Consider the following 12,576-nt stretch of genomic DNA (forward strand, 5'->3'; position numbering starts at 1 on the left):
ATTTAAGTTTGTTTAAAGTACTTCTTCTACTTGTTTTTCTGCTTTAGATACATCAATTTCACCTGATAAAAGGCGAGGAAGGAGATAATCTCTTATTTCACTAAGTTGTTTATTAATGTTATCATTTTTATCTATTAAACTGTAATATGTTAACACTTGTTTATTATATTGTTCTATAGTTTCCTCAGGTGGTATTATTACTTTTATAGACTTTAAACTTGTTTGTGTTATTAATGGTTGAGTCGAACCACCTGTTATTAGAGAAAAATCTATATTTTTAAGAACAGCATATAAAAAACTATAGTAATATACTTTTAAGGGGATTAAAACCAGAGAATTGTCAGAAGGCCAACATGGTTTTGAAACTCTAAATACCTTGCCAATTGTCCCTACACGACCAGTAATAAATATAGGTTCATTATACAAATATTCATTTGTAACTCCCATAGGCCCCCCTCCCCCAAATATAGGGTATTCACCTATATCTTTAACCTTAGGACGTTTACCACTTAATACTTTTGCCAAATCTTTAACTTGACCAATTTTCCAATTATTTGGGATAACTCCTAATTCCGATTCCACAAACTCCCCATCTTGAAACGGTCCAAAATCAACAAACCAATGCTTGTAAAGCGTCATTGCCATTTCTTCGAGGGTTTTGTTCATCTCTACATTGAGTTCTATTTTCTTATCAATACTACCTAGAATGGATGAAATTCTTTTTTGCGTTTCAAGGTCAGGTATCGAAATTATTTGGTCCTCAAATTGTTGTTTATCTACCCTCTGTCGCCCCGATGTACCTACCATCAACCTTTCAGCATTTTCACGAAATGATTTGTTAGTCACAAGATAATACACAAAATCTGTATCTGTGATACCCTCTTTACCACGTAATACGATAAACTCGGTTGAACCAAAACCTTTCCCATTTTTAAGGTTTTTCACCTGTGCAATCTTGCCATTCTCAAGGCAGGGTGTTATTCGCGCAAAAAGTGTATCACCATTCTCAAATTTTGCTCCGCCAGACTTAAATTCTCTTTCTTCCTTTGCTTCTACTGGTTTATAAAAAGGTTGAATAACATCCATACTTACAAACGGATATATTTCACCCTTTATAAGTTTTACGGTAGGGTTTACCTCGACTAAGTCCCTTAATTTTCCTTCAATCCATTTACTCACATCAATTCCTCCAAGTCCATCTTAATCTTCTCTTGAAGGCGATTCGATTCTTCAAACTGTTCAAAAAGACGCTGAGTTAATTCAACCATTTTTTCTTCAAACGGTACATCGTCTTCATTGGATACTTCCGTCCCAACATAAATCCCCGGTGTCAATTTGTAGTCGTTTGCCTGTACTTCTTCAATTGTTGCAACTTTGCAAAAACCAGCAACATCTTCATATCCTTCTGCCCCATCGTATTTGTAGGCGCGATAAACAGCGGCAATTTTATCAATTTCTTCTTTGGACAGCGCTTTTTGCTTGCGGCTGACGAGTGTCCCCATTTTACGGGCATCAATAAACAAAATTTCATTTTTTCTTGCCCGATAGCCGTTTTTGCCGTCACGGTTTTTGCTTAAAAAGAATAAGCAACATGGAATGCCTGTGGTAAAAAACAGTTTTTCAGGCAATTGAACAATGGAGTCAATATATCCTTCGTCCACTAATTTTTGACGAACTTCTTTCTCCTCTTTGACATTCGTCGTCATGGCTCCGTTTGCCATGACAAATCCTGCTGTACCTGTATCATTTAAATGATATAGGAAGTGTTGCATCCACATATAGTTCGCATTGCTGTTTGTGACTGGTCCGATTAAGCGCGGGTCATTCTTTGATAAACGGTCTGCTCCCCAGTCTTTTTGGTTAAACGGCGGATTGGCAATCACGTAATCGGCCTTTAAATCAGGGAACTGATCGTTTAACAGCGAGTCTCCTAAACGAATTTCCGCATTGATGCCATGCAATAAAACGTTCATTTTTCCAAGACGTACAGTCGTTACCACATTTTCTTGCCCGTAAAACGAAAGTGCGTGTTTGTTTGGCGCATATTCTTCACTTTGTATAAACATCCCGCCGCTGCCGCACGCCGGATCAAACACAATCCCGCTTTTCGGCTCCAGCATGGCAACAAGCAGTTTAACAATACTAGATGGTGTAAAGAATTCTCCGCCTCTGTTACCTTCGGAAGCGGCAAAAGAACTAATGAAATACTCATATGTACGGCCCAATATATCTACACTGTCATCCGTATTGGCACTAAATACATCACGAGAAAAAATTTCGATTAATCCTGCCACGTTTTCAGGCGGCAAGTTCGAACCTTGGTAGATTCGCGGCAATATGCCTTCCAGTTCTGGGTTTTCCTCTTCAAGACGCTTCATCGCGTTATCAAGAATTTCTTTAATATTCGGCTGCTTGGCGTTTTTCATAATATAAGACCAACTTGCTTCTTCTGGCACTACAAAGACGTTTTCCGCCTTATATTGGTCCGGGTCGGTGATGATGATTTGCCGCATTTCATCATCTTCCGTATACCAATCGCTGCTTGGATCTTTTACGATTTGCTCTAATTCTTTTCGACGCTGCTCGTACTTATTGGAAAGATAGCGCAAAAATATTAACGGAAGAACATAATGTTTATAATCAGCAGGGGCCACACTCCCGCGCATTTTATTGGCTGCTTCAAATAAATCCTTTTGAAAATCGATGTCTGCTTTTACAGTCATATTCTGTTCACCCCTGTTAGTTTCAAAATATAGAAAGAACCGTTCTTTTCAACGCGTTGAAACAATCCAAGCATGTTTGACCATGGGCTCAGATCTATTTTACTAAAACATTCCGGAAAACAATATCGAAATTTGTCGAAACAAAAATTGATCATCATGCACACCACTTGTTCATGGAGGTGCGACCTTGTTTTCCTGTCATACCTACATAGTCATCCATCATTCACTCCCCCATCATCCCCACCACTTCGCGAAACACGGCCGATGGCTGCTTGCGGAGCAGTTCAGCGGCGATCGTTTTTCGCTTCGCGCCGCTCGTGATGGTGAGCAGGCCGTTTTCAAGGCGGATGAGCAAGTTTTTGACCCGGTATGCCGTGATTTTTGATGCCTGGTCCAAGTAGCGGGCGTCAAGGTCGAAGCGAACGCGGTCGGACAGTCGCCGCAGCAAGCGCCAAAGGGCAATTTCCTCGCTTGATTTCATGAACAGCTCGGGCAGCTCTTTTGCTTGTTTGATTGTATTAAGCGTCGTCATCGCGTAAACGGCGATGCCGTAGCCGACGGGACGGATGACGGTTTTGGAGAAAGTTCCAGCTTTCGATTTCGAAGCGAACGTATTCGTCATCGCTTCGTTTCGGCAGCTCGGCGATGGCCGAGCGTTTGACGATTTTCGCGTCGGCGATTTTGCCGAAGCACGTGACCCCGTTTTGCGGGGCAGCTCCCCGCTTCAGGTAAAGGGCGATGTAGCGCGCCGTTTGCCAACCTTTTTTCAGCTGCTTGACCGGGATATGGTAGAAGCGGTGTTTCCGGTAGGCTTCGTAATGCCGCGCGCTTGGGACCATGCCGACAAGCACATGCTCATCGAAAGCCGACCGCCATTCTTCGATGATCCCTTGCGGCAAAATGCCTTCGTTTTCAGTTCTTCGGGATTCTTTTCAATCAGCCGCTCGATGAACTGCTTGACTAGGTGGGTGGTGTTCGGCAAAAACGGCAGGCCGCCGATGTTGACGTCATTGATGCTTTTGTACGCGGGTGCGCTTGGTAGCTGTCTTCGTCATGCCACGGAAACGGCACGTAGGCGCCAAAGGCGGTGCGCTCGTATGGGCCGCCGCGGCGGGCGACAAGTGAATCGCGGTAGCGGTGCATCGTGTTGATGTCGTCTTCCATCGGGCCTGACATTCCGTACCGTTTTTCGTATGAGCTGCCCGAAACGGCGAAGTCCAGGCGGTATTTGGCTGTTTTTTGCAAGCAAAAAGTGCAGAGAATTGCAAGAAAAAATACATAGGCTTGGCTGCTCCATGAATTTATCGTTCAACCGAGTGAGAAGGGGGCGACTGAACGGCAGAAAGCGCGTGCCGCAAGCGGTAGCTCTCTCCCGTAAACGCGAGAATGTGGGCGTGATGGACTAAACGATCCACTAGCGCCGCCGTCAGGCGGTTGTCCCCAAACACCCGATTCCATTGTTCAAACTCTAAATTCGATGTCACGATGACACTTTTTCGTTCACAACAATCGGCAATGATGTGAAACAGCAGTTCCGACCCCTGCTTCTGGAAAGGCACATAGCCGAGTTCATCCAAAATCAACAGCTCGCATGTGTCGATTTGCCGTTTGAGCCGTCCGAGGGTGCCGTCTTTTAACGCCTCTTCGAGCTGGGCGACAAGATCGGCGACACGGAAAAACCGAACTTCATGGCCCCGTTCACACGCTTTTCACCCTAATGCGGTGGCGAGATGGGTTTTTCCTGTTCCCCGCGAACCTAAAAGCAGGACGTTCTGTTTTTGCTCCAAAAAGCGAAGGTCGCAAAGTTCTTCCTTGGAGGTCGTGGTCGGTCAATGAATCTGGTCCGACCATTCGTCATCGTTGAGCCATTTCAACTCCCGGAACTTCGCCTTCTTGATCAATCGAGCCTGTTTTGCTTTCTGACGGAACGACAGCTCCAACGCCAACACATCACGCAAAAACTGTTCCTTAGTTTCGTAGGCCACCTGCTCGAATCGCTCCGCTTTGATAAGGATACGGTTGGGAACCGGGATGCTATGAACCACAAACGCCTCCCCATCGACCGTCACTTCCCGAAATCCACCTGTGCCTCGCCTAGCGGGTGCTCTAGTTGTTCATAGCGCTGTTCTTTCTCGAGCTTGAGCTGCGGTCTTCGTTTTTGCACGTACGCCGCAAACGGTGTGATAGGAGCCTTGAAATCCATGATCACGACAAAGCGCTTCAAACATCGTCTTGTTCGTTCGCCGTTGTTTTCTCGGCAGCTTGGCATCTTCCTCTAACCAGTCGTCAATGATTTGTCCGTATCCTTCCTCATCCCCTTTTTCCGTTTGACAGTGGGTTGGACAGAAATGTCTCCATCTGCGTATTTCTTGACCGTTCTCCAGTTATATCCCGTTTCGCGGGAAATTTCCGCAATCGACAACCCTTTCTTTTCACGCAGTTTTCTGATACGATGAATTTCGGGCATTGTCAGCATCCTTTCGCTCCTCCACTGTTTGGTTATGTGTTCACAACTTCCACAGTAGAGGAAATGTTAGGGGCTGGCAAGCTTTTTTTATGCCATGAAGCTCTGCACTTTTTTGTTGCAGAACTCTGTATTTTTATTTTGCACTAAACAATCGCGCGGGTGGAAGAGGAGATTTATTTGCTGAAGAAGGTGGAGTAACAAGTTCCTTTCATCCCGACTGTTTCCAAATGCATGGTCTACTTTTCCCGTTTCACCGTCCATCGTCTTTCGAAAAAACCCCGCTACTCCACCATAAGGCTACAGTAGAGAAAACATGTTTTTTCTTTAATAATAACCACAATAACCTCACACTCGCAGGGTTGAAGCGATCTAAAGATATGAAAATCCTTCGCACAGTGCCGTCGCAAGCCTCGCTTGCGCCGGGCAAACTGCTCTCAACGTCCCGTCATCTCCAGAGTTCGCCGTGTGATCTCCTCTCCGATAGGAAAACAGGCTGTTGCTGCAGGTGATGGGGCATTTAAAACATGAACGGTTCTCTTCGTATTAATAATGTAAAAATCATCAACGAGTGTTCCATCAGAGCGCAATGCTTGGGCGCGTACGCCTGCCAGCGCCGGGATCAAATCGTCCGCCTCTACATCTGGAAGCAAACGCTGGACATTTTTTACAAAAGATATTTTGCTATATGAACGGACCATTTCTTCCATTCCTTCTCGCCAATACGTCAAGGCTAATTTCCAAAACCCCCTAAACGAGAAAGTATCTAGCAGGTCCTTGACATCCACATCCGTTTTTCTGTATCCTTCACGCTTGAATCCAAGTACAGCATTTGGTCCCACTTCCACCTCACCATTGATCATTCTTGTTAAATGAACGCCAAGAAAAGGAAATTGTGGATTCGGAACAGGATACACTAGGTTTTTCACAAGGTAGCGTTTTTCAGGACGCAACTTATAGTACTCCCCACGAAAAGGAACAATTTTTAGGTCCATTGCTACTCCCGAAGCACGAGCAATACGGTCGCTATGCAACCCTGCACAGTTAACTGCAAAATCAAATGATTGGGCGCCGCGGTTAGTAATTACGCGGACTTTTGAACGCTCTTCTACGATTCGCTCCACCTTTGTATTTAATAATAGTTCGGCGCCTACATCCTTTAATAGTGATGCTATTATTTCACAAACCTTCTTATAATCGACGATGCCAGTTTCTTTTACATGAATAGCCCTGATCCCACGAACATACGGTTCGAAATCTCGCAAACGATCCTGACCAATCAACTCGAGATTCAGACCGTTTTGCAACCCACGGTCATATAAGTTTTTCAAGAGTGGAAGCTCTTGCTCACTCGTGGCTACAATCACTTTTCCACATCGTTCAAAAGGAATCCCATATTTCTGACAAAAACGAATGAGCGCTTCCCCTCCTGATCTCGCAAATTTTGCTTTATAACTTCCAGGTTTATAATAAATCCCTGAATGAATAACACCGCTGTTATGGCCTGTTTGATGCGCCCCCCAATGATTTTCCTTTTCAATCACTGTAATTTCCGCCTCTGGTCTAGCCTGCTTAATAGAATAAGCGGCAGCTAAGCCAACAATTCCTCCTCCAATAACGGCTATATGAATCATGTTAAGATCTCCTTATTTCATACTTTCTTTTCGGAATAGTCTCTGTCCGCTGTGCTCTACATCATTTAAAAAATTTCCGCTTTTTTCCACCGACAAAAAAGAAAGAACGGGGAAATTCTTCCCCATCTTTAACACGATGCTTCGTCATGTAAGCAATCACAATAAAGTGAACGGTTAGTGGGTACTTCCCAACAGTTTTCCAACACCATGAATTTTCTCTAAAATCAAAATAAGTACAATTGAAATCAAAATTACAACACTCGAAACCGAAGCGACAATTGGACTATATGCATCTTGCATTGTTGAAAAAATTTCTAAAGGCAATGTTCTCATCTCAGGAGACACCATAAATAATGAAACCGTAACATTATCAAATGAAGTCAAAAAAGAGAATAACGCCCCGGATAAGACCGCTGGCCGGATTAAAGGAAATGTTACTTTCCAAAAAACAAGCACCGGACTAGCTCCAAGAATTGCCGCTGCCCGTTCTAAATTGTAATCAAAACCACTTAATCCTGTTAGGACAAAACGAACTACATATGGTACACAAATAATAATATGAGCGATCAAAAATCCCGTCGGAGTACCCGCTAACAATATAGGCGTGAAATAAATTAATAAGGCAATGCCCAGTACCAATTGTGGAACAGTCAACGGAGCAGTTAACAACGAGACAAGATAAGATTTCCAAGGTATATCGTATTTGGCAATAGCAAGAGCTCCTAATGTTCCCAACAAGACTGAAAACAATGATGCTAAAAAAGCGAATTTTACACTATTCCAAAAAGCTTCGGCAAACTCTGGCCGTTCTAGCAACTTGGTGTACCATTGTAATGAGAAACCCTTTGGCGGAAAACTCGGATAATTGGCGCTGGTAAGTGAAGCCGGAATGGTTACAACCAATGGGATTAAGATGTAAATGAGACTAATTATGGCTAGTAATAGTCTCAATCTTCTCAAAATACTCATTAGCGAAACACCTCCCGATAGCGCCCCTTTTCCATCATTCGAGTAAAAATAGTAACCATGATTAATGTAATGCCAAGGAGAATATACGAAATGGCAGATCCGTACGTCCAACGCAGTAAGTTAATAATTTGGTCATAAGCCACAACCGGAAGCATAGGTACATTTGCCCCCCCCATCAGCGCTGGAGTCACATAGGCACTCATCGACATACTAAAGACCAACACGACCCCTGATACAATCCCTGGTAAACTCAAGGGCAAAGTAACCGACCAAAATGAACGGAGAGGACCGGCGCCGAGAATGGCTGCAGCTTTCTCAAGAGATGGATCAATATTATATAAACTTGTAGCAATCGATAAAATCATAAATGGTAAATAGGCATTAGACAGTCCTATAACGACACCTATCTCCGAAAATAACAATTTAGGCGGTGAAGTGGTAATACCAAGGCTAATTAATAATTGATGGACTGTCCCGTTTGGTAATAAGAGAAGATACCATCCGAAATTACGAACAACAACGCTAATAAGCAACGGTGAGGCTACAAGCAAAGTTAATAATCCGCGGACACGCGGGGAACATTTAGCCATTGTTAATGCTACAGGATAACCGAGCAACAGGGATACCACTACAGTGTACAGGCTTATTTTGATTGTCAGCCATAACGAATGTAAATAGTAAGAATCAGTAAAAAAATGGTAACTATTCAGCCACATCATAAAGTGAGCTGAATATTTTTTGCTTTTCCTGTCCATGATGTGAATATTGATAGACAAGGAGGTGAATCGCATGTTGACGGTACAACAAGCTGTATTTACAGTTGAAAGCTTAATCAGCAAAGCCCAACAACAAAAGCAGCTCATTACTCACCAACAACAAGTCATTGAGCAACTGTTGAAAGAAAACAAACAGCTACGCAAAGAAAATGAACAACTGAAGTACCGTGTTCAAGAGCTGGAAGCACGCACGAAAAAAAACAGCTCCAATAGCCATTTGCCCCCATCTTCTGACCGTTTTGAGAAAAAGCGTTCCTCCCGCGAGCCGTCTGGCAAAAAGCTTGGTGGGCAAGAGGGACATGAGGGGAAGACGCTCCGTCAAGTGGAACATCCACATCATCGTGTCGTCCACCGTGTGCATACGTGTCAAGGATGTGGAGCTTCTTTGCGTGAAGTCAAACCGTTCAAAGTCGATATCCGTCAAGTGTTTGATGTCCCTCCTGTGGCGATCGAGGTGACACAACATGAACGTGAAGTGAAATCGTGTCCACATTGTCGATGCGTGCAACAAGCCGAATTCCCATCCCATGTCACGAATCATGTGCAATACGGTCCACGGCTCACGGCGCTCGTTGTTTATTTACATCATATCCAATTGATCCCGTACAAGCGTTTAAGTGATACAATCGAAGCGTTATATCAACACTCGATTAGTACGGGAACTCTTGCCAATATGGTGAAACGAGGACGCGAATCGTTGGAATCCAATATGGACATCATCGAAGACGCCTTACTTGAATCCAACATCCTGCATGTCGATGAAACGAGTTTGCGCATCAATGGGAAACTCGCATGGGTGCATGTCGCGTGTACATCGAGATATACATACTTGGCTCCTCACGCTTCTCGTGGAAAAAAAGCGACCGATGATATCGGGATTCTTCCCCGATATGAAGGGACGATGATGCACGATGCGTTCGGTACGTATCCGAAATACACACATGCCACCCATGCCCTTTGTCATGCCCACCATTTGCGTGAGTTAAAAGGATTCATCGAACAGGGGCATACGTGGGCGATGCGCATGACCACGTTTCTGTTAGCCGCCAAGCAAGCCGTCGAAGCCCATCACGGTGCACTTTCCGAAGAAGAAGCGAGACGGTGGGAACGAGTGTATGATCGCATCCTAGAAAGAGCACAACACCGATTAGAAACGATGACGCCTCTTCCGAAAAAAGCACTCGCTTTTGTTCGACGCCTTCAAAAACGAAAGGAAGAAGCGCTGCGTTTCTTACGTGAAGTACATGTTCCCTTTGATAACAACCAAGCCGAACGCGATCTTCGCATGGTCAAAGTCAAAGAGAACATTTCGGGTACGTTTCGCGAAGAAACATTCGCGCAGTCGTTTTGCATCGCAAGAAGCATCGTTTCCACACTGACGAAACACGAAAAAAACGTGTGGGATTCGTTATGTCTTCTGTTGGCAGGCGAAACGATCGATCGAGTTCTTTCCGCTACCTAGGGCATTTTCTATGACCGAAATGCCCTATTTGTGCTGGGCTTTTTTATACACTAGCACTGGGGTGAATAGTTACAAAAAATGTACGTAGTTTCCTATGCTATAAAACGCATTCGTTTCTCCTTTGGTTTCAATAAAACTTAAATATAAAATGTAAAGCATTGGTATCACAAAAAAACCGAAAATAAGTGCCACTAGGGGGAACAAAAGCAAACCGCAATATATATATTTTCTCCAATTTCTTTTTCTCCTTGCCGTAACAATTTCTGTTGACAATCTGACTATTTTTTGACGATCATCATATCTGACGGGTTCCATCCCACAGTCACCTCAGCTCCTATTTTCCAATCCGATTTAACGAAAGCTTGTAGCACTTGCACCCGTTTTCCAAACAATAGCAACTCAATTTCCCAAGCGGAGCCAAGATAGTTCATTTGAACGATCGAAGCATTGTACTTGTTGTAATAAAAAATTTCTGGCTCGCTTTCTTGTTCCTGAATGGTTAATTTTTCTGGTCGAATGTACAGTTTGACCTCATCTCCAATTGAATAAGAACGTTCTGGGCCCATCATATTTTTTGACTCAACGAGTACCTGAACGCCTTCCTCTAACTCAATACATACCATTCGACCGTCGACCGTTTTTACTTTACCCTCTAATTGGTTTGATTTCCCAATAAATTGAAAAACGAACTCGGTGCATGGATGCTCATAGATTTCCGTTGGTGTTCCAACTTGTTCAATTATTCCCTTATTCATTACCACGATTCGATCAGACAGGGAAAGTGCCTCCTCTTGGTCATGTGTAACAAAAATAGTTGTAACCCCCACCTCTTTCTGCAAACGCTTAATTTCAGCCCTTAATTCATAACGTAATTTAGCATCAAGATTGCTGAGTGGCTCGTCAAGCAACAATAACATTGGTTGCACTACTAGAGCACGAGCAATTGCCACCCGTTGTCGTTGCCCTCCGGATAATTGGCGCGGATACCGATTCTCCAATCCCACCATTTTCACTAAATCTAACGCCTGCTCGATTCTCTTCTTCCTCTCTTCTTTTGGAACTTTACGCAAAGATAAACCAAAATCAAGGTTTTCATAAACAGTCATATGCGGAAATAGAGAATATGTTTGGAATACCATTCCTAAACCACGTTTATACGGAGGAATATGTGTCACTTTTTTCCCTTTAATAAATACTTCTCCTTTATCAATATCAAGAAAACCAGCAATGACATTAAGTGTTGATGTTTTGCCGCACCCAGAAGGGCCAAGCAAGGTGAGTAGTTCACCTTGCTTGACTTGCAAATCGATACCGTTTAGGATAACGTTTTTCCCAATCTGTTTATAAACTCCCCTTATTTCTACGTCATTTACTACTGTTTGCATATGCTTTCACTCCCTAATTTATTTTCTAACCTTTTTCCCTAATTCTGGTGTAACTTCTTTAGCCCAACGATCTGTCCATTCTTCCCGAATTTCTGCCATCTTTTTAAAATCAGGGCGGAAAACATGATCACTATCTTTTAGACCAATAGATTTTTCGTACTTGGGCGCTACCTTCATTTCTTTGAGCACCGGGTAGAAACCGCTTTCTGCGATTTGTTTTTGCGACTCCTCACTTATCAAAAAGTTTACGAATTTTATCGCTGCTTCTTTATGTGGAGCATTCTTGACAACCGTCGCGCTGAATGCTTGCAATGGCGCTCCCTCTTTCGGAATAACCATTTTCAAAGGCACTCCCATATCAATCAACTCAGCTATCGCATAGCTGCCCATAACAGTGACATCTGCTGCTCCTTGTTGCACAGCTGGCATCATTTGAGTAGAGTTTTTGTAGAATGTATTGGAATAGCTAGCTAATTCCTTAGCTTTTTGCAAACCAGGTTCCAAATTATCCAAACTTCCACCATTAGCATTGGCAAGGTTATAAAGCAAAGCAAAACCCCAGTCATTGGCAATGTCGGCGAATGCTGTTTTTCCGTTATATTCAGGTCGAATAAGGTCATTCCAGGATGTAATGGGTGCCCACTTGTGTTTCTCAAACGTTTCCGTATTGTATGCAGGAGCAATTACCAACCCAAACACAGGCACTCCAACATTATTTACGACAACAAATCGCGGATCAACCTTATCCATGTTAGGAACTGTCGATAGATCTAATTTTTCAGTCAACCCTTTGTCATTAGCTCTTTGTACGTCCAAGGGTACATAAAACGCGACATCGTATTGGGGAGCGTTTTTCTGCAATTCCACCTTTGACAATATTTCTCCAGATAACCCAGGAACAAAGTTTACTTTAATTCCGTATTCTTTCTCAAATTTTGGAGCAATTACTTCGCGAATAGCTCTCTCGATTTTGCCACCATTCCCCGCGACTGTAATTTCAGTCGCACCATCTCCCGAATTGCTAGCCGGTTTAGCTTCGCTAGTTGCTTTAGGATTTGGAACACTGCAACCGACTAAAGACATAACAATTATAGAAACTAATATGGCAATCCAGCGTTTTTTCATCCGATTTCCCTCCTAACTTCTATTTACCTAGTTGTAAA

At 43.4% G+C, this 12,576-nt stretch carries 11 protein-coding genes and 2 pseudogenes; 1 reads left to right on the forward strand and 12 read right to left on the reverse strand.

Annotated elements, in window-relative coordinates:
* Window positions 1-12: 12 nt before the first annotated feature.
* The 10 genes and pseudogenes from NST29_RS10740 to NST29_RS10785 form a co-directional block, all read right to left on the reverse strand.
* The gene (locus tag NST29_RS10740) at window positions 13-1,179 is read right to left on the reverse strand and encodes a restriction endonuclease subunit S (RefSeq protein ID WP_033843617.1); all 1,167 of its coding nucleotides are present in this window, start codon (window positions 1,177-1,179) and stop codon (window positions 13-15) included.
* A complete protein-coding gene (locus NST29_RS10745) occupies window positions 1,176-2,723 on the reverse strand; it encodes a class I SAM-dependent DNA methyltransferase (RefSeq protein WP_033020910.1) in 1,548 nt (515 codons plus the stop codon). Before NST29_RS10745 ends, NST29_RS10740 begins: the two co-directional genes overlap by 4 nt.
* A gap of 223 nt (window positions 2,724-2,946) precedes the next feature.
* On the reverse strand, window positions 2,947-3,345 hold the full coding sequence (locus tag NST29_RS10750; RefSeq protein WP_324697463.1) for a hypothetical protein: 399 nt from the start codon (window positions 3,343-3,345) through the stop codon (window positions 2,947-2,949).
* Window positions 3,242-3,622 carry a hypothetical protein gene (locus NST29_RS10755; RefSeq protein ID WP_235207620.1) on the reverse strand — a complete coding sequence of 127 codons (381 nt, stop codon included), beginning with the start codon at window positions 3,620-3,622 and terminating at the stop codon, window positions 3,242-3,244. The genes NST29_RS10750 and NST29_RS10755 overlap by 104 nt, the downstream gene beginning before the upstream one ends.
* 61 nt (window positions 3,623-3,683) lie before the next feature.
* On the reverse strand, window positions 3,684-3,899 hold the full coding sequence (locus NST29_RS10760) for a nuclease domain-containing protein (protein WP_235207619.1): 216 nt from the start codon (window positions 3,897-3,899) through the stop codon (window positions 3,684-3,686).
* A gap of 125 nt (window positions 3,900-4,024) precedes the next feature.
* A pseudogene (gene istB, locus NST29_RS10765) lies at window positions 4,025-4,768 on the reverse strand (IS21-like element helper ATPase IstB).
* A 23-nt stretch (window positions 4,769-4,791) separates the two neighbouring features.
* Window positions 4,792-5,199, reverse strand: a pseudogene (locus NST29_RS10770) (IS21 family transposase); the annotation flags it as partial.
* Window positions 5,200-5,624: 425 nt separating this feature from the next.
* Window positions 5,625-6,821, reverse strand: coding sequence for an L-2-hydroxyglutarate oxidase (gene lhgO / locus NST29_RS10775; protein WP_033020906.1), 1,197 nt, complete (start codon window positions 6,819-6,821; stop codon window positions 5,625-5,627).
* Between the two features lie 174 nt (window positions 6,822-6,995).
* Window positions 6,996-7,790 (reverse strand): ABC transporter permease, encoded by a 795-nt coding sequence (locus NST29_RS10780; protein WP_081917050.1) that lies wholly within the window; start codon window positions 7,788-7,790, stop codon window positions 6,996-6,998.
* Window positions 7,790-8,566, reverse strand: coding sequence for an ABC transporter permease (locus NST29_RS10785; protein WP_339232148.1), 777 nt, complete (start codon window positions 8,564-8,566; stop codon window positions 7,790-7,792). The genes NST29_RS10780 and NST29_RS10785 overlap by 1 nt, the downstream gene beginning before the upstream one ends.
* Before the next feature lie 13 nt (window positions 8,567-8,579).
* Here NST29_RS10785 and NST29_RS10790 point away from each other — a divergent pair, with 13 nt between their 5' ends.
* Window positions 8,580-10,028, forward strand: coding sequence for an IS66-like element ISGst1 family transposase (locus tag NST29_RS10790; protein WP_033019592.1), 1,449 nt, complete (start codon window positions 8,580-8,582; stop codon window positions 10,026-10,028).
* Between the two features lie 278 nt (window positions 10,029-10,306).
* Here the strand turns inward: NST29_RS10790 and NST29_RS10795 are convergent, their stop codons facing one another.
* Both NST29_RS10795 and NST29_RS10800 read right to left on the reverse strand, forming a co-directional pair.
* Window positions 10,307-11,413: an ABC transporter ATP-binding protein gene (locus NST29_RS10795; protein ID WP_033020901.1), complete on the reverse strand. Its 1,107-nt coding sequence runs from the start codon at window positions 11,411-11,413 to the stop codon at window positions 10,307-10,309.
* Window positions 11,414-11,431: 18 nt separating this feature from the next.
* The gene (locus NST29_RS10800) at window positions 11,432-12,538 is read right to left on the reverse strand and encodes an ABC transporter substrate-binding protein (protein WP_033020900.1); all 1,107 of its coding nucleotides are present in this window, start codon (window positions 12,536-12,538) and stop codon (window positions 11,432-11,434) included.
* Window positions 12,539-12,576: the final 38 nt, after the last annotated feature.

Origin of the sequence: Geobacillus sp. FSL W8-0026 (assembly GCF_037966255.1) — a bacterium.
Classification (GTDB): domain Bacteria; phylum Bacillota; class Bacilli; order Bacillales; family Anoxybacillaceae; genus Geobacillus; species Geobacillus icigianus.

What these genes read in the sequence shown, in the direction of transcription:
- lhgO (WP_033020906.1), bottom strand. Translation starts at nt 6,821, where the DNA reads ATGATTCATATAGCCGTTATTGGAGGAGGAATTGTTGGCTTAGCTGCC.
- NST29_RS10795 (WP_033020901.1), bottom strand. Translation starts at nt 11,413, where the DNA reads ATGCAAACAGTAGTAAATGACGTAGAAATAAGGGGAGTTTATAAACAG.
- NST29_RS10750 (WP_324697463.1), bottom strand. Translation starts at nt 3,345, where the DNA reads ATGACGAATACGTTCGCTTCGAAATCGAAAGCTGGAACTTTCTCCAAA.
- NST29_RS10780 (WP_081917050.1), bottom strand. Translation starts at nt 7,790, where the DNA reads ATGAGTATTTTGAGAAGATTGAGACTATTACTAGCCATAATTAGTCTC.
- NST29_RS10760 (WP_235207619.1), bottom strand. Translation starts at nt 3,899, where the DNA reads ATGTCAGGCCCGATGGAAGACGACATCAACACGATGCACCGCTACCGC.
- NST29_RS10800 (WP_033020900.1), bottom strand. Translation starts at nt 12,538, where the DNA reads ATGAAAAAACGCTGGATTGCCATATTAGTTTCTATAATTGTTATGTCT.
- NST29_RS10745 (WP_033020910.1), bottom strand. Translation starts at nt 2,723, where the DNA reads ATGACTGTAAAAGCAGACATCGATTTTCAAAAGGATTTATTTGAAGCA.
- NST29_RS10790 (WP_033019592.1), top strand. Translation starts at nt 8,580, where the DNA reads ATGTTGACGGTACAACAAGCTGTATTTACAGTTGAAAGCTTAATCAGC.